The 16,519-nt window shown below is 73.9% G+C and carries 15 protein-coding genes; 9 read left to right on the top strand and 6 right to left on the bottom strand.

Going from position 1 to position 16,519, the window contains the following annotated elements; translation table 11 throughout:
* Positions 1-14: 14 nt before the first annotated feature.
* Both ABT048_RS10050 and ABT048_RS10045 read right to left on the bottom strand, forming a co-directional pair.
* Entirely contained in the window at positions 15-1,001 is a 987-nt protein-coding gene (locus ABT048_RS10050; protein ID WP_350520857.1) for a phosphotransferase family protein, read from the bottom strand.
* 247 nt (positions 1,002-1,248) lie between these two features.
* Positions 1,249-2,079 (bottom strand): SAM-dependent methyltransferase, encoded by an 831-nt coding sequence (locus ABT048_RS10045; protein ID WP_350520856.1) that lies wholly within the window; start codon positions 2,077-2,079, stop codon positions 1,249-1,251.
* A 329-nt stretch (positions 2,080-2,408) separates the two neighbouring features.
* Between ABT048_RS10045 and ABT048_RS10040 the strand changes: the two genes are divergently transcribed.
* The 6 genes from ABT048_RS10040 (at position 2,409) to ABT048_RS10015 (ending at position 8,061) form a co-directional block, all read left to right on the top strand.
* Positions 2,409-2,756, top strand: a complete 348-nt coding sequence (locus ABT048_RS10040) for a PRC-barrel domain-containing protein (RefSeq protein ID WP_350520855.1) — start codon at positions 2,409-2,411, stop codon at positions 2,754-2,756.
* Between the two features lie 110 nt (positions 2,757-2,866).
* Complete coding sequence (locus ABT048_RS10035; protein WP_188303232.1) at positions 2,867-3,133, top strand: metal-sensitive transcriptional regulator; 267 nt, start codon at positions 2,867-2,869, stop codon at positions 3,131-3,133.
* A gap of 426 nt (positions 3,134-3,559) precedes the next feature.
* A complete protein-coding gene (locus tag ABT048_RS10030) occupies positions 3,560-4,996 on the top strand; it encodes an endonuclease/exonuclease/phosphatase family protein (protein WP_350520854.1) in 1,437 nt (478 codons plus the stop codon).
* A gap of 29 nt (positions 4,997-5,025) precedes the next feature.
* The gene (locus tag ABT048_RS10025) at positions 5,026-7,041 is read left to right on the top strand and encodes a phosphocholine-specific phospholipase C (RefSeq protein ID WP_350520853.1); all 2,016 of its coding nucleotides are present in this window, start codon (positions 5,026-5,028) and stop codon (positions 7,039-7,041) included.
* 92 nt (positions 7,042-7,133) lie between these two features.
* Entirely contained in the window at positions 7,134-7,607 is a 474-nt protein-coding gene (locus tag ABT048_RS10020; protein ID WP_350520852.1) for a VOC family protein, read from the top strand.
* A gap of 4 nt (positions 7,608-7,611) precedes the next feature.
* A complete protein-coding gene (locus tag ABT048_RS10015) occupies positions 7,612-8,061 on the top strand; it encodes an SRPBCC domain-containing protein (RefSeq protein WP_350520851.1) in 450 nt (149 codons plus the stop codon).
* Positions 8,062-8,160: 99 nt separating this feature from the next.
* Here the strand turns inward: ABT048_RS10015 and ABT048_RS10010 are convergent, their stop codons facing one another.
* Positions 8,161-9,417, bottom strand: coding sequence for an FUSC family protein (locus ABT048_RS10010; protein WP_350520850.1), 1,257 nt, complete (start codon positions 9,415-9,417; stop codon positions 8,161-8,163).
* 176 nt (positions 9,418-9,593) lie between these two features.
* Complete coding sequence (locus ABT048_RS10005) at positions 9,594-10,328, bottom strand: polyprenol monophosphomannose synthase (protein WP_350520849.1); 735 nt, start codon at positions 10,326-10,328, stop codon at positions 9,594-9,596.
* 228 nt (positions 10,329-10,556) lie between these two features.
* Here ABT048_RS10005 and ABT048_RS10000 point away from each other — a divergent pair, with 228 nt between their 5' ends.
* A complete protein-coding gene (locus tag ABT048_RS10000; RefSeq protein ID WP_350520848.1) occupies positions 10,557-11,339 on the top strand; it encodes a hypothetical protein in 783 nt (260 codons plus the stop codon).
* A 37-nt stretch (positions 11,340-11,376) separates the two neighbouring features.
* Here the strand turns inward: ABT048_RS10000 and ABT048_RS09995 are convergent, their stop codons facing one another.
* A complete protein-coding gene (locus ABT048_RS09995; protein WP_402804215.1) occupies positions 11,377-12,984 on the bottom strand; it encodes a N,N-dimethylformamidase beta subunit family domain-containing protein in 1,608 nt (535 codons plus the stop codon).
* A 478-nt stretch (positions 12,985-13,462) separates the two neighbouring features.
* Between ABT048_RS09995 and ABT048_RS09990 the strand changes: the two genes are divergently transcribed.
* Entirely contained in the window at positions 13,463-15,343 is a 1,881-nt protein-coding gene (locus ABT048_RS09990; protein ID WP_350520847.1) for an APC family permease, read from the top strand.
* A 95-nt stretch (positions 15,344-15,438) separates the two neighbouring features.
* Here ABT048_RS09990 and ABT048_RS09985 read toward each other — a convergent pair whose 3' ends face one another.
* The gene (locus tag ABT048_RS09985; RefSeq protein WP_350520846.1) at positions 15,439-15,708 is read right to left on the bottom strand and encodes a GlsB/YeaQ/YmgE family stress response membrane protein; all 270 of its coding nucleotides are present in this window, start codon (positions 15,706-15,708) and stop codon (positions 15,439-15,441) included.
* A gap of 269 nt (positions 15,709-15,977) precedes the next feature.
* Between ABT048_RS09985 and ABT048_RS09980 the strand changes: the two genes are divergently transcribed.
* Positions 15,978-16,343 (top strand): hypothetical protein, encoded by a 366-nt coding sequence (locus ABT048_RS09980; protein ID WP_350520845.1) that lies wholly within the window; start codon positions 15,978-15,980, stop codon positions 16,341-16,343.
* Positions 16,344-16,519 lie beyond the last annotated feature (176 nt).

Below are 16,519 nucleotides of genomic sequence, written 5' to 3'. Positions count from 1 at the left end.
CGGAACGCGGCACGTCACAGCAGGGCCAGGGCCTGCCGGAGGTTGTGCTCGGCGATGCCGGCCATGGCCGGCCGGTCGGGGAAGTCACCGTCGAGCAGCCGCAGCGGGCCCGCCGTCAGCGACAGGCGGTGCGCCAGGGCGTAGAACGCGAGCCGGTCCTCGTCGAGTCCGTCCACCGCGAGGGGCCGATAGGCGTCGTGGAAGCGGATCCGCAGGAAGACGTGCTCCCACTCCGCGTCGAAGTACATCGCGCCTTCGACGTCGATCACCACCGGGCGCCCGTCCGCGCCCACCAGGACGTGGTCGGGCCCGAGTTCGCCGTGCACCACCGCGTACTCCGCGCGCGGCCGCACCGCCGCCGCCAGGTCGAGCAGCCGCTCCTCCAGCCGGCCGCGGGCCCGGGCGATCCGCTGGTCCCGCGCGGCCGCCTCGGCGAGGTCCCCCAGGGCGCGGTCCAGCACGACCCCCTCGCAGGACGTCCCGCGCGAGGCCCCGCCGCCGTCGACCACGGCCACCTTGCCGTACCCGGCCGCCCGATGACCCCTCATCGCCTCCAGCGCCTCGCCGAGCCCGGCCAGCACCGGGGCGGCCGCACGCGGATCGCGCGCGAGCAGCTCCTCCAGGCTCCCGCCCCGGACGTCCTCGACGATCGCCAGGTCGTCCGGGCCGTGGACGCCCCCGCGGTCGAGCGAGCGGATCGCCGGGACACGGACCCCGAGCGCGTGCAGCCGGGCGTGTGCGCCTTCGAACAGGTCGAGTCCGAGACCGGGCGAGAACGGATCGGTGCGGTCGGCGTCGCCCGCAGCCGCCGGCCAGTAGTTCTCGGCGTCGCTCCACCGGTAGGCGATCGCCGTCGTGGCGTCGTCCATCACCAGGCGGTAGACGCCCTTCCTGCTGCCGCCGGCGAGCCGCTCGACGGCCGCCAGCCGCCGTCCGCCGCCCAGCGCGGCCCGCGCCGCACCCGCCAACTGCTCCCGCCCGACCACCCCGCGTGCCACCACGTTCCGAACCGCCCTCTCCCTGACCACGACCCGCGCACGCTACGGGAGCACCGGCCCGGAGGCGAACGGGATTCCACAGCGGTGGCCGCGAGCCGTAGCCGCCGTCGTAGCGCCAGTCATGGCCGCAGCGGGCCACGGGCGAGTCCGTGCGGTGGCCGGCACCGCCCTGGGGCGGACGACGGGGGTTTGAAGACGGGCCCCTCGGGCCGGACACGCGGGCCGGATGCGGCCGGTGTCCACCCCGGGCTCAGGGCTTGCGGGCCACCGCCCCGTACATGCTCACGCGGTCGGCGCCCGGGGCGGGGGCGGTGTCGGGGCGCCAGAGCGGGACGGTGACCACGCCCGGGTCGAGCAGGTCGAGGCCGTCGAGGAAGGTCCGCACCTCGGCGCGGGTGCGGCCGACGAGCGGCGCGGTGGCCTTGTCGTAGACGCCGGTGACGCGGTCGCGGACCACGGCCGGGATGAAGTCCGCGGTGCCGTGCGAGAGGACCAGGTGGCTGCCGGAGGGCAGGGCGTCCAGCAGGGTGGTGACGGCCCGGTACGGCTCGTCCTCGTCGCGCAGGAAGTGGAGGACGGCCGCGAGGACCAGTCCGACCGGCCGGGAGAGGTCGAGCAGTTCCACGGCGCGGACGGCGTCCAGCAGGGCGGCGGGCTGCCGCAGGTCGGCCCGGATGACCGTGGTGCGGCCGTGCCCGGGGCCGGCCATCAGGGCGCGGGCGTGGCTGAGCACGATCGGGTCGTTGTCGACGTAGACGACCCGGGCGCCCGGGTCGGCGGCCCGGGCGATCTCGTGGGTGTTGCCGACCGTCGGGATGCCGGTGCCGACGTCGAGGAACTGGTCGATGCCGAGCTCGGCGACGCAGCGCACCGCGCGGGTGAGGAAGCCCCGGTTGGCGCGGGCGGTGGAGCGGAACTCGGGATTGGCGGCGAGCGCCTTCTCGGCGGCGGCGCGGTCGGCGGGGAAGTTGTCCTTGCCGCCGAGGTAGTAGTCGTACATCCGGGCGGGGTGCGGGATGTCGGGCCGCAGGTCGGCCGGGTGCCCGACCCCGCCCGGCCCCCACATGGACTCGTATCCCACGGCTGTTGCCCCCTCCACCCGTCAACCTCGCCCGCGAGAGTCCGATGATCCGCTCGCGGCCTCGCCGGCGGCCAGCCTAGAGCCCGGGTCATGGCCCCCGGCGCCGGTTGGTCGGGTCACCCCCGTATGTCCCTTTCGTCTCGCAGTGCTGCCGCGGAGCCGGCCGCTCACACCACGGAACGGGTGGCTTACGCCGCGGAGCCGGCCGCTCACGCCGGTTCGCGGCCGGGAGGCCGCCGCGCGGGGTCGCCCGTCGCGGCGCAGGATGGAGGATCGGGGAGTGGCAGTGGAACATCCGGCGACGGGAGGTCCGGGCCGTGGGAATCGCAATGGCAGACATCCGGGAGTGGCGCGGCCACTCGGTGGTCGACCGGAAGAGCCACCGCATCGGCAAGCTGGAGGCGGTCTACGTCGAGACGGCCAGTGACGAGGCGTTCTTCGCCACCGTCACGGTGGGTTTCGCCGGCCGGCGCCGCCTGGTGTTCGTCCCGCTGGTGGGCGCCGTGGTCGGGCCGGACTACGTCCGGGTGGCCTACCCGAAGAGCCAGGTCAAGGGGGCTCCGGCGATCGGGACGGACGACGTCCTGCCCGCCGAGGACGAGCCCGCCGTGTTCGCGCACTACGAGGTGCCGTACGCGACCGGCGCCGGCGGTGAGCGGCGGCTGGCCCGTCGCTGAGCCGAGCGCCCGGGGCCGGAAGCGGTCGGTACGGGCTTCGCCCACCGGGAAACGAATACCCCGCGGGGTACACTTGTCCATCGACAGTCGATGCGAAAGGCGGCCCCGACATGCAGGTGGACGAGGAGGCGGTCGGCGCGGTCCTGAACCGGCTGCGTCGCGCCCAGGGCCAGTTGGCCGGAGTGATCGCGATGATCGAGGCGGGCCGGGACTGCAAGGACGTGGTCACCCAGCTCGCCGCCGTCTCGCGGGCCCTGGACCGGGCCGGGTTCAAGATCGTCGCCAGCGGGATGCGCCAGTGCATGGCCGCCGCCGACGAGGACGCCGCGCCGATGAGCGAGGCCGAGCTGGAGAAGCTCTTCCTCGCCCTGGCCTGACGCGTCGGCCCGAGGCTCCGGCCTGACGCCCCCGCCCGGGGCCCCGGCCTGGCGCCCCCGCCCGGGGCCCTGGCCTGACGCGTCGGCGTGGCGAGTCGGGGCAGGGCGCGCCCCCCATGGGCGCGAACGCGCAGTGCTCCACGTACCGGAGGGTCGCGACGGTTCATCCGTTGCGGCCCTCTTCGTGCGCCCGCTGAAGTTCCCGTGCCGCCCGATGACCCGTCATGCGTCGTTCATGTCCCGGTCGCTGACCTCCAGGTGAATGAGGTCGCCCGCAGTTGTACAGCCAACTGTGCGGACAGCCCGCAACTGTCCGCACAGCCGACCGCGGCGAACCCTCCCTCCCTGACTCCGTGACCAGCCGTACCCGACCCGTGCACCGTCCCCCGGCGGTACCGGCCTCCGGGCGCGGCGGACAGGACAACCGTGGCCGCAGGCAGCGCCCTGACCCTCACCTCCTCCTCCAACCCCACCGAAGGTGACCGGCTCACCTTCCACTGGAGCACCGACGCGCCCGACGCCAAGAACTGGGTCGGCATCTACGACGGCAGCCGCCAGCCCGGCACCGGTTCCTCGCTGCTGTGGAAGTACACCCCGGCCGCCGCCGGTGACGTCCAGCTCGACACCTCCGCGCTGACCGGCGGCCCGTACACCGCCTACCTGCTCGCCAAGGACGGCTACGGCATCCTCGCCCAGAGCGCCCCGTTCAGCTTCCGCCCCAAGCCCGCGGTCGTCCGCCCGCACGCCGCCGTCGACTCGCTCACCGCCACGCCCGTCGCCCCGGGCGCCGCCGTGCAGGTCAAGCTCGGCGGCCTCTGGTCCCGCCCGGTCGGCAACGCGCCCGGCTCCGCCACCTTCCGCAAGGTCGGCGGCCCGGCCTGGGCGTCCGTCAGCGCGGACGGCATGCTGACCGGCACCGCGCCCGCCACCGCGGGGAAGAACCCCGAGGTGGTCGTCGTCGGCGTCAAGGACGGCGCGGGCGCCGTCGACACCGTCACCGTGCTCGTCCCCGTCGTCGACCCGGCGGCCAAGCCCCGCCTCAAGGCCGCGAGTTGGAACCTGCACGACGCGGGATCCGGCTACTCCGACGCGCTGGAGAAGCAGCTGCGCGTGGTCCTCGCCCAGGGCCTGGACGTCCTCGCCCTGCAGGAGACGGCGGGCGAGCGCGCCAGGACCCTGGCCGACGCCCTCGGCTGGTACGCCTACCAGAGCCCGGGCAGCGTCGGCATCCTCAGCCGCCACCCGCTCGCCGACGTCACCCCGCCGACCGCCGACCTGCCCGCCGCCGCGGCCACCCTGCAGCTGCCCGGCGGCCGGGCCGTCCGCTTCTGGGCCGCGCACCTGGACGAGGCGGGCTACGGCCCGTACGCCGTGCAGGACGGCAGCACCGCCGCCCAGGTCGTGGCGGCCGAGAACGGCTCGCTGCGGCTGAAGCAGGCCACGGCGCTCGCCGCCGCGGTCCGCGCGGACGCGGCCCGGGGCCTCCCGGTCGTCCTCGCCGGCGCGCTCTCCTCGCCCTCCCACCTGGACTGGACGGCCGCCACCGCCGCCGCGCACGGCGGGGTCGGCCCGCTCGGCTGGCCGGTCACCGTGGCGCTGCAGGCCGCCGGACTGACCGACACCTTCCGCGAGGAGAACCGCGACCCGGCCAAGGCCCCGGGCGCCACGTGGTCGCCCACCCGCAAGCGGCGCGGCGACCGGCCCGAGCCGCAGGACCGGATCGACTACGTGCAGTACGCCGGCCCGCTGAAGCTGGTCGAGGCGCACACGCTGGTCGCCGACTGGCCGCAGCCCGAGCCGAACGCGGCCGGCAACGAGTGGCCGTCCGACACCGCCGCCGCCGTCGCCACCTTCCAGCTCTGAGACCCACAGCCCCGAGAGGCCAGTTCGTCATGCCCGAGCTCTCCCGCCGTACCTTCGTCGGCGCCACCGCCGCGGCCGGCGCCACCGCCGCGGCCGGCGCCACCGCCCTGACCGGTCTGGCCGGCGCGCCGGCCGAAGCCGCCCCGGCCCCCGCGTCCGGCACCACCGCAGCCGCCCCGCTCACCGGCACCGTCAAGGACGTCAAGCACGTCGTCGTCCTGATGCAGGAGAACCGTTCCTTCGACCACTACTTCGGCACCCTCGCCGGTGTCCGCGGCTTCGGCGACAAGCAGGCGCTGCAGTTCCCGGACGGCACCGACGTGTTCCGCCAGCCGGACAGCCGGCGCAGCGACGGCGGCGTGATGCTGCCGTACCGGATGGACACCGCCAAGTACAACGCGCAGAACGCCGGCGGCCTCGCCCACGACTGGGCGACCGGCCACCAGGCCATCAACAACGGTGCGATGAACAAGTGGATCGCCGCCAAGGGCGAGCGCACCATGGGCTACTTCAACCGGGACGACATCCCCTACCAGTACGCCCTGGCCGACGCGTTCACCATCTGCGACGCCTACTTCACCTCCCTCGCGGGGCCCACCGACCCCAACCGCCTCTACCTGTGGACCGGCACCTCCGGCCCCGGCCGCGACGGCACCACCGGCCCGTGGATCGACAACACCCCGGTCACCGACAACCCCGTCGCCGACTGGACCACCTACGCCGAGCGCCTGGAGGCGGCCGGCGTCACCTGGCGCGTCTACCACAACCCCAGCAAGGACGATCGCACCGGCGACTACGACGACAACGCGCTCTCGTACTTCAAGCAGTTCCACGCGTTCCCGCACGACGACCCGCGGTACGTCAACGCGATGACCAAGTTCGACCCGACCGACTTCGACAAGCACTGCAAGGACGGCACCCTGCCGACCGTCTCCTGGCTGGTCGCGCCCTACCTGTTCTGCGAGCACCCGGACGCCGGCCCGGCCTACGGCGCGCACTGGGTCGACCAGGCGCTGCAGTCGCTGATGTCCAACCCGGACGTCTGGCGGCACACCGTGTTCCTCGTCATGTACGACGAGAACGACGGCTACTTCGACCACATGGTCCCGCCCACCCCCGAGCCCGGCACCCCCGAGGAGTTCACCCAGGGACGTGCCATCGGCCTCGGCAACCGCGTCCCGCTGTGGGTCATCTCGCCCTGGTCGCGCGGTGGTTGGGTCAACTCCCAGGTCTTCGACCACACCTCGGTGCTGCGCTTCATGGAGCAGGTCACCGGGGTGGCCGAACCCAACATCTCGGCCTGGCGCCGGGCCGTCTGCGGCGACCTCACCAGCTGCTTCGACTTCGCCGCCCCCGAGTACTCGATCCCGACGCTGCCCGACACCAAGGCCCTGATGGCCAAGGCCGACGCGGGCGCCAAGCTGCCCGGCGTCGCGCTGCCGGCGGTCGGCGCCCAGTCCATGCCCGTCCAGGAGCGCGGCGACCGCCCGCACCGCCCGCTGCCGTACCAGCCGTGGGCCGACGTGGAGGTGGACCGCAAGACCGGCAAGGTCACCTGCACGATGAGCAACGACGGTTCGGTGGCCTTCCCGTACACCGTCTACCCGAACATCGTGCTCCCGTTCGCGGGCACCCCGTACACCGTCGCCCCCGGCGCCACCGCCCGGTACGTCTGGGACGCGGCGGCCACCGACGGCCGCTACGACTTCACCGTCCACGGCCCGGACGGCTTCGTCCGCCGCTTCAGCGGCACGGTGGTCCGGGACGGCCAGGACGGCCAGAACGACATCGGCGTGCCGATCGTCACCGCCGACCTGCGCGGCAACGGGAAGTTCAGCCTCCAGTTCGCCAACGACGGCATGACCGACGTGGCCTTCACCGCCGCGCCCAACGACTTCGCGGGCACCGCGCAGACCGTCTGGGTCAAGCCGGGCAAGCAGGCCAACCTGGCCTGGCCGCTGGACAAGCAGGGCCGCTACGACGTCGTCGTGACCGCCCACACCGGTCAGCGCTTCAGCCAGCGCTACGCGGGCTGGGTGCACTGATCCGCGGCCGGGCCGCGGCCAGGGGCGCCGAACCGGTGACCCCCGGCCGTGGCTCGGCCCACGCGTCGGACCCCGCCGCTACCGTCGGGCGCATGCAGAACATCAGCACCTTCCTCTGGTTCGACGACCAGGCCGAAGAGGCCGCCGCCTTCTACACCTCGCTGTTCCCCGACTCCCGCGTCACCCGGGTCACCCGCTACGGCGAGACCGGTCCCGGTGCGGCCGGCTCGGTCATGACCGTCGACTTCGAGCTCGCCGGCCGCGCGTACGTGGCCCTCAACGGCGGCCCCGAGTTCACCTTCACCGAGGCCGTCTCGCTGCAGGTGGAGTGCGAGGACCAGCGGGAGGTCGACGAGCTCTGGGACAAGCTCACCGCCGACGGCGGCCAGGCCGGCCCGTGCGGCTGGCTCAAGGACCGCTACGGCCTGTCCTGGCAGATCACTCCGCGCGTCCTGCTCGACCTGATCGGCGGTGAGGACCGGGCCAGGGCCGACCGCGTGATGGCGACCATGCTGCGGATGCAGAAGCTGGAGATCCAGCCCCTGCTCGACGCGGCCGAGGGCTGATGCCGTGACCGCCGCCACCCACCGCGCCGTCCTCTACCTGAGGGCCACCCCCGAGCGGGTCTGGCACGCGCTCACCAACGCCGACGAGTCCGGCCTGTACTGGGGCCACCGCAACGTCTCGACCTGGCTGCCCGGCGCGCCCTGGGAGCACCGGCGCACCGACGACTCCGGGATCGCCGACGTGGTCGGCACGGTCGAGGCCGTCGACCGGCCGCACCGGCTGGTCACCACCTGGGCGGGGCCGGAGGAGCGGCGCCCGGGCGGGCCCTCCGTGGTCACCTTCGACATCCGCGGCTGGCGGGACCTCACCCGGCTCACCGTCACCCACGGGAACCTCGCCGACGAGGCCGAGCGGGTGGACGCCGAGCAGGGCTGGTCGGCCGTGCTCTCCAACCTGAAGACCTACCTGGAGACCGGACACCCGCTCCCGCAGCAGCCCTGGCTGATGCCCTGACGCCCTGACCCCGCGACGCCCTGACCCCGCGACGCGCCCTGAACCCCGTGACGGCCTGACAGCCCGGGGCCCCGATCCGGTCGGGGCCCGACCGTCCGGTCAGCGCCCGGCCTCCGCCGCCGGGCGCGCCGTCGTCTCCCGTCCCCGCTCCCGCTCGCCGCGCAGGAACCGGCGCAGCCGGGCGAACCGCGCGAACCGCTCCCGGTTGGCCACCGACGCCCGGTCCAGCTCCTCCATCAGCCGCCGGCTGCGGTGCTCCAGGTCCAGCTCGTCCAGGATCCGGTCCACCTCGGCCAGCATCGAGCCGTGCAGCTGCCAGGCCTCCGGGTGCTCCTGCACCTTGCGCAGCAGCACCTGGGCGACGTTCTCCCGGCAGGCCCAGGCCGCCGCCAGCTCGGAGGTCAGCCGGGTCTCCGCCTCCTCGGCGCTGCTGCTCACCTGGGTGGTCACCAGCACCGCGAAGCTCACCATCGCCCCGCCGACGTGGTCCAGCAGCTCCTCCAGGTCGACCGCGACGTCCGGCGGGAACAGCCGCTCGCCGGGCGCGCGCCGTTTGGCCAGGTCAGTCAGCGAGCGGGCCAGCACCCGGATCACCACGACACAGATCTCCAGGGTGTCCAGCCCGGTGCGCAGCACCAGCCGGGAGAGCAGCCCCTCGCTGATCCGCGGGTTGAACCGCAGGCTGTCCTCGGCCTGCCGCAGCGCCGCGTCCACCTCGGCGATCGCCTGGTCCAGCCGGCGGGCCTCGTGCAGCCGCTCGGCGGCCCGGGCGACCGGCGTGGGGCGGCCCAGCTCCTCGGCGATGTCGAGCAGCAGCTGGCGGGCCCGCCGGGAGAGGTCCTCGATCGACTCCCCGGCGGTGTCCACCCAGACCGGCGGCGCGAACACCAGGTTGAACAGCAGGCCGACGGCGGCGCCGATGAGCGTCTCCAGCACGCGGTCCCAGGCCTGCGAGGCCAGTTTGGTGACGCCCAGGATCAGCATCGCGCTGATCGCGACCTCCTGGACGAACTCCTCGACCCGGACGAACCGGCCGACGACCAGCGAGGCCAGGATGATCAGCCCGAGGCTCCACCAGGAGAGCCCGACCACGGCGCTGAAGCCGATCGCGATCAGCACCCCGACGACCACCGAGTTGACCCGGCGGATGCTGGTCTTGAGCGTCGAGTAGACGGTCACCTGGACCACCAGCAGCGCGGTCAGCGGCGCCGTCAGCGGGGCGGGCTCGCTGCTGAGCTGCGTCGCCACCGCGTAGGAGATGGTCGCCGCGACGGTGGCCCGCACGGTCTGGACGACGAAGGGCTCCCGCGCGAAGCGGCGGATCAGGGCCGTGAGTGACTCCGGGAGAAGGGCCATGTCGCCCTTCTTTCCCCGCCGCCGCCCTTCACACCGTTCCGCGGCCCGTCCGGCACCCGTATGAACCCGCCGGAGCGGCCGGTTGCCACCGGTTCGGTCCGGCGGTCACCACCGGTTCCGCCCGGCGGTCCGGGCGGGCGTTGCCGCCCGTCGGCCGGTCTCCGCCCGCCGTCCGGTCAGTCGCCGCGGTTGAAGCGCAGCTTCCAGGGGGCCAGCGCGGACTCGACCTGCACCCCCATGCTCATCTTCGAGGCGCCCTCGATCCGCTCCTCGAAGCGGATCGGCACCTCGCGGATCGTCATGCCCTGCTTGACCACCCGGTAGTTCATCTCGACCTGGAAGGAGTAGCCGTTGCTCTGCACGGTGGGCAGGTCGATGGCACGCAGGGTGGTCGCGCGCCAGGCCTTGAACCCGGCGGTGGCGTCCCGGACGCCCAGGCCGAGGATGGTGTTGACGTAGAAGTTGGCCCAGGCGGAGAGGGCCTTGCGGTGCCAGGGCCACTCGGCGGCGGTCGAGCCGCCGGGGACGTAGCGGGAGCCGAGCACCACGGCGGTGCCGTCGGTGAGCAGGGTGCGCACCATCTCGGGGATCGCCGAGGCCGGGTGGGAGAGGTCGGCGTCCATCTGGACCACGACGTCGGCGCCCTCGTCCAGGGCCCGCTCCATGCCGGCCAGGTAGGCGCGGCCGAGGCCGTTCTTCTCGGTGCGGTGCAGCACGCCGACGGTGCCGTCGGAGTTCGCGGCGAGCTTGTCGGCGACCTCGCCGGTGCCGTCGGGCGAGTTGTCGTCGACGACCAGCAGGTGCAGGTTCGGCACCGGAAGCTCGGCGAGCAGGCCCGCGAGGACCGGGAGGTTCTCCCGCTCGTTGTACGTGGGGACGACCACAACGACCTTGGGAGAGGCCTCGACCATGTTCTGTTTCCCTCGTGCCCTCGCCGGTGGGCACCCCGTGCCGCACCGGTCGGTTTGCCTGGACGACCTGCGCTGGTTGGACCGTGCGAGTGTATCGGGGGTGCGGGCCCGGTCCCGTACGGGGGCGGACCGCCGGACCGGCTCCAGCGGGCTCCGGGCATCCGTTCGACCGCGATCGGCCGATGTGGCAGGCTACCGCCGTCCCGAACGCAGAACCGGAGAAATTCCTTGACGACCCGACGCTCCGCCGCCCGGTCGGTCGCCGCCCTGGCCCTCGCCCTGCCCGTCCTCGCCGGCTGCGGCGCGGAGGGGGCGGCGCCGGCACCCGCCCCGGCCGCGACGGTCGGCGCACCCGCCGACGCGACCGGGGCGTTCGACCCGGCGGTGGCGATCGCCCACCGCTCGAAGGAGCCGTACGCCGCGACCCTCGCGCTGACCTCCGAGACACTGACCTCCGAGACGGGCGACGGTGACGCGCGGGAGGTCTTCACCGTCACGGGCCGGGTGAACCACAACACCCCGGCCCGGGGCTCCCACACGGAGGAGCGGACCGTCCGGGGCGGGGCCGAGGTGGTGGCCTGGACGGAGACCTTGACCGTCGACGGGGTCGTCTACCAGCGGGACCGGGCGGGCGGGACGGGGTGGCGGCGCGACCCGGAGTCCGCCGCAGGCTTCCGGATCGACCCGGACGTGGTCGCCGCCTACGCCGAACTCCTGCTGGACTCCGGCCCCGCCGCGCGCAAGGGCATGGAGACCGAGTCGGGTGTGCCGGTGTTCCACCTGGGCGCCCGGCTCTCGCCGGACCTGATGCGCCGCGCGGACCCGTCGGTCGACGCCGGGGCGCCGGGCGGGGGCGCGCCCGCCGACTGCGACCTGTGGATCGACCGGCTCGGCCGGCCCGTCCGCGTCGAGCAGGCGATGGTGGTCGACGGCACGCGGACCGTGACGGACGACCGCTTCTCGGACTTCGGCCCGCCCGAGACCTTCGCACCGCCGCTCGCCTCCGGCTGACCCGGCCTCCGGCCAGGCGAGGGTTTGAAGACGGGCCCTACGCGGTGCCGTAGACGGCGGCGAGGTTGTCCCGGGCCGGGTGGGTGCGGCCGGCCGGTCCGGCGGCGAAGGTGCGCAGGACGTTCTCGGTGACCCTGCGGACCAGGTCCCCCGCCTGGGCGTCGATGCCGTGGTCGGCGGGGCCGGCGCCGGGGCCGTGGGCGTCCAGGGTCTCGACCCAGCGCATGGTGCCGGAGGCGAAGACCCCGGCGCCGCTCGGCACGGTGTAGTAGGCCGTGTCGGCGTGGGAGGGTCGGCCGTCGCAGACCACGGGGGAGTGCGCGATCACCTCGACCGGGCGCGGGGTGGGGAAGGCGGTGTTCACCCGGTCGTACTCGACGCCGACCAGGTGCGGGAAGGACGCCCCGGCGGCGACGCCCGTCCCCTCGAAGGCCCAGTGCTCGGGGGAGGTGACCACGTACGGGGCGTCCACCGGGTAGCCGTCGTAGATCACGCCGAGCATCGAACTCTCCGGATCGGCGCCCGGGCCCACCCGGAAGTCGGTGGTCGCCGGGGCGCCCGCCTGGTGGCCCGGGTCCTGCGCCCAGGCGTCCTTGTAGCAGACCACGGTGCGCTCCGGGCCGAGGTCGGTCGGCTCGTAACGGATCCGGCGGAAGCAGCAGTTGGCGCCCAGGATCGCCAGGTTGGTGCCGGCGTCGCGGGCCGCGACCACGGCGGCGCGCTGCTCGGGGGACCAGTACTCGTCGTGGCCGAGCGAGACGACGGTGGTCGCGCCGGTCAGCAGGCCGGGCTCGCGGGCCACGTCGACGCCGGTGGTGTAGGCGAGCGGCAGGCCCAGCCGCTCGGCGAAGGCGATCAGCGGCGCCTCGTAGACCAGGAACAGCCCGGCGCCGTGGGCGTAGTCGTACGGCCGGTCGAAGACGACCTTCAGTGAACGGGTCGCGAGGCCGCCGGTCGGGCCGTTGTAGAGGCTGTGGCCGCCCCACTCGTTGTAGGCCTGCCAGGTCGCCGGGGCGCTCATGACCACGGTCCGGCCGGCGGTGACGGCGGAGCGGACGGTGAGCGGGACGTAGCGGCGGCCGGAGCCGTCCTCGGCGTCCAGGCGCAGCAGGTAGGCGCCCTCGGGCCAGCCGGTGGTGTCCACGGCGAGGCTGCGCTGCCAGCCGGTCAGCACGGTGCGGGTCGTCGGGTCCACGTGCGGCGCGGGCTGTCTGCCGCCGGGGACGTTCTGGCGGCGCCAGACCAGCCGGGCGCGGGCGCCGCCGTACCAGCCCATCCGGTACGCGGAGACGGTGAAGGCCGGGGCGGGGGTGGAGACGTGCAGGCCGAAGGACTCGCCGGGGAGCACGCTGACCCGGTCGGCGAAGCCCTCGACGGCGGAGTCCGGGCCGGGGTCGGTGATCTCCCAGCCGGGCGTGCCGGGCAGGGCCTGTTCGTGCGCCAGGTCGTGCCCCGGCCCGGCCTTCCCGGTGTTCCCGGCGGCGCCGGGGGTGCCGCTGCCGGGCCCGGCCCCGGTGGGACCGGGCGGTCCGTCGGCGGAGGTGTGCGGGGCGGGCGCCGCCTCCGGGCGCCGGGCACCGCAGGAGGTGACGGCGGCCGCCATCAGGCCCAGGCCCAGAATCCCCCGCCGGCTCGGTACCGCCACCGCGGCCTCCCTGTCGTTCGCAGTCGTGTCGACCGGTCCGCGGCGATCCGGAGCGCGGGTCCGGCCTGATCGGGTCAGGTCGGGTCAGGTCGGGGCCGACGACGGGTCAGGCCCGTCGACGTGGTCCCGGCGTCAACCTAGTGCGTCAACGCGCGCGGACATCCTCACTCCTCCCAAAGTCGGGTACGGACCGACGCGCCGGGCCTCGCGGCACGGCCGGGCGCCGCCCGCGCGCCGGGAGGGCCGTACGGGCGCACCCTGGCGTGTTGGCCCGCGCGGTGCCCGGGTGGTGGTGGCCCGGTCACCTAGCCTGACCAGGCCCGCCGTCCGGCGGGCCGCCGGGGGGCCGGGCCGCACGCGGCCGGCCGAGTCGTGGACAGGGGTGTACGTGGTCTCGTCGGGTTCGGCCGCACCGGGGGTACCGTCCCGGAACAGCGGCGGGCGCTTCCGGGCGTGGATGCTGGAAGGCCTGGCGGACATGGCCAAGCAGCATCCCGGCCCGCACGCGCAGGTTCCGCACGTGAAGGGCCAGCGCTGGTGGCGGGTCATGTGCCTGACCGGCCTCGACTACTTCTCGACGCTCGGCTACCAGCCCGGCATCGCCGCTCTCGCGGCCGGCCTGGTCTCCCCGATCGCCACGGTCGTGCTGGTCATCGTCACCCTGCTCGGCGCGCTCCCCGTCTACCGGCGGGTCGCCCAGGAGAGCCCGCACGGCGAGGGCTCGATCGCGATGCTGGAGCGTCTGCTGTCGTTCTGGCAGGGGAAGCTCTTCGTGCTCACCCTGCTGGGCTTCGCGGCCACCGACTTCATGATCACCATCACCCTGTCCGCCGCCGACGCCAGCGCCCACCTGGTCGAGAACCCGCACCTGCACAGCGCGCTGACCGGCAAGCAGGTCATGCTGACCCTCATCATGATCGCGCTGCTCGGCGGGGTCTTCCTCAAGGGCTTCAGCGAGGCGATCGGCCTGGCCGTGGTCCTCGTCGCGGTCTACCTCTCGCTCAACGTCGTGGTGGTGGTCAACGGGCTCTGGCACGTGCTCAAGGCCCCGCACCTGTTCACCGCCTGGACCGACGCGCTCACCGCCGAGCACGGCAACGCGCTCGCCGTGGTCGGCGTCGCGCTGATCGTCTTCCCCAAGCTGGCGCTCGGCCTGTCCGGCTTCGAGACCGGCGTCGCCGTGATGCCGCACATCGAGGGCGACCCCGAGGACACCGAGGAGAAGCCCACCGGCCGGATCCGGGGCGCCCGCAAACTGCTCACCACCGCCGCCGCGATCATGAGCGTCTTCCTGATCACCACCAGCCTGATCACCACGCTGCTGATCCCGCCCGACCAGTTCAAGCCCGGCGGCCAGGCCAACGGACGGGCGCTCGCCTACCTCGCCCACGAGTACCTGGGCAACACCTTCGGCAGCATCTACGACCTGTCCACGATCGCCATCCTCTGGTTCGCCGGCGCCTCCGCGATGGCCGGGCTGCTCAACCTGATGCCGCGCTACCTGCCCCGCTACGGCATGGCCCCGCACTGGGCCCGCGCGGTTCGGCCCACCGTCATCGTCCTCACCCTGATCGCCTTCCTGGTCACCTGGATCTTCGACGCCAGCGTGGACGCCCAGGGCGGCGCGTACGCGACCGGTGTGCTGGTGCTGATCAGCTCCGCCGCGATCGCCGTCACCATCGCCGCCCACAAGGCCGGGCAGCGCCGCTGGCGGGCCGGCTTCGCGGTGATCGCCGCGGTGTTCCTCTACACCACCGGGGTCAACATCGCCGAGCGCCCGGACGGCGTGAAGATCGGTGCCTGCTTCATCGCGGGCATCATGCTGGTCTCCTTCCTCTCCCGGCTCAAGCGGGCCTTCGAACTGCGCGTCACCGACGTGACGCTGGACGACGTCGCCGAGCGGTTCGTCCGGGACTACATGCACCGCCCGCTACGGCTGATCGCCAACGAGCCGAACAGCCGGGACCTCGCCGAGTACCGCGACAAGATCCGCCAGATCCGCACCGACAACGACATCCCGGCCGAGGACGACCTGGTCTTCGTCGAGGTCACCGTGCTCGACCCGTCCGACTTCGAGTCCGAACTGACCGTGCACGGCGAGGTGCTGCACGGCCGGTACCGGGTGCTGTCGCTGGAGAGCTCCAGCGTGCCCAACGCCATCGCCGCCCTGCTGCTGCACGTGCGCGACCTGACCGGGCAGCAGCCGCACATCTACTTCGAGTGGACCGAGGGCAACCCGTTCGCCCAGTTCCTGCGGTTCTTCCTGTTCGGGCAGGGCGAGATCGCGCCGGTCACCCGCGAGGTGCTGCGCGAGGCCGAGCCGGACCGCTCGCGCCGGCCGGCCGTGCACGTCGGCTGAGCGGCACGGCGGTGCGCGGCGCTGCAGGCCGCTGCGGGCCGCTGCACGTCGCTGCGGGCCGCTGCGCCGCGGGTGCCGGCGACGGGGCGGCGGGGTCAGCGGCTCGGGTGGGACTTGCTCCAGGCGGGCGAGGCGAGGGCCACCAGGGCGATCGCGAAGGCGAGTTGCAGGATGTGGCGGATCCAGTCGATGCCCGAGGTGTGGCGGACGCCGATCCAGCCGGACACGGCGTTGCCGAGCCACGCCCCGGCGGCACCGAGCAGCATGGTCAGCCACCAGGGGATCGACTGCGGCCCGCGCAGGAACAGCTTGGCGATGGCGCCCAGCACGAAGCCGATGAGCAGAATCCACAGGAGCTGGAACATCGCAGTCCACCTTCCCGGCGCCACCGGAGCCGGCCGGTGCGCCGAATCGTCGAAGACGCGTGTCGTCCCATGATCACCCGGATCGGCCGGACGGGCACGTCGGCGGCGGACGGCGCCGGCCACGGGCGCGGTGCGGCGGTGGGTCGGGTACGGAGGGGCGAGAATGCGCCGCCGGTCGGGCCGGAAAGTCGCTGTCCGTCGAGGCGGCGGCACCGATAGGAATGGGCGGTGACGCGGAGGTGCCGCGTCACCGAGAGGAGCCCGCCCCCGTGATACGCCTCCGCGCCGCCGCGCTGACCATCGGCGCTGCCGCCGCCGCGCTCACCCTGACCATGGGGACGGCCCAGGCCGCGCCCGGTGACACCACCACCATGTGCTCCTCCGCGCTCACGCCGGGCGGCTACGTGGACGTCCAGTGGTGGAACAGCGGCGGCTGCGGCTCCGGGTTCAACCCGAACACCAAGAAGATCATGCAGCTCACCGGCTACCCGGTCGGCACCGTGGTCAACGCCTGTGCCTCGACCTGGCCGCCGGCCGGCTGGACGATCGTCAGCAGCTTCTACAGCGCCGGCTGTCAGTACTCCGCGGTGCCGAGCTTCGACAAGAACAGCTGGCAGCTGAAGCGCGTGTCCTGACGGCGGGCCGCGCACGATCCGGGGCGGTGCGGGGCCTCAGCGGTCCCGCACCGCCTCGACGGCCTCGCGGACGTCCGGGTGCGGATCGTCCGCGCCCCCGGGCGTCAGGACTCCCCCGCCACCACCGCCCCCGCCTCGTAGGCGAACACCACCGCGTGCACCCGGTCCCGCAGGCC

It is taken from the genome of Kitasatospora sp. NPDC096140 (assembly GCF_040303045.1).
In the GTDB taxonomy this organism is placed as follows: Bacteria; Actinomycetota; Actinomycetes; order Streptomycetales; family Streptomycetaceae; genus Kitasatospora.
This window is presented reverse-complemented; position numbering and strand designations above follow the sequence as displayed.

Bases quoted from the DNA above. Each gene is read 5' to 3' on its own strand.
- ABT048_RS10040 (WP_350520855.1), top strand. From the start codon at position 2,409: ATGGCAGACATCCGGGAGTGGCGCGGCCACTCGGTGGTCGACCGGAAG.
- ABT048_RS10035 (WP_188303232.1), top strand. From the start codon at position 2,867: ATGCAGGTGGACGAGGAGGCGGTCGGCGCGGTCCTGAACCGGCTGCGT.
- ABT048_RS10025 (WP_350520853.1), top strand. From the start codon at position 5,026: ATGCCCGAGCTCTCCCGCCGTACCTTCGTCGGCGCCACCGCCGCGGCC.
- ABT048_RS10020 (WP_350520852.1), top strand. From the start codon at position 7,134: ATGCAGAACATCAGCACCTTCCTCTGGTTCGACGACCAGGCCGAAGAG.
- ABT048_RS10010 (WP_350520850.1), bottom strand. From the start codon at position 9,417: ATGGCCCTTCTCCCGGAGTCACTCACGGCCCTGATCCGCCGCTTCGCG.
- ABT048_RS10005 (WP_350520849.1), bottom strand. From the start codon at position 10,328: ATGGTCGAGGCCTCTCCCAAGGTCGTTGTGGTCGTCCCCACGTACAAC.
- ABT048_RS09990 (WP_350520847.1), top strand. From the start codon at position 13,463: ATGGCCAAGCAGCATCCCGGCCCGCACGCGCAGGTTCCGCACGTGAAG.
- ABT048_RS09985 (WP_350520846.1), bottom strand. From the start codon at position 15,708: ATGTTCCAGCTCCTGTGGATTCTGCTCATCGGCTTCGTGCTGGGCGCC.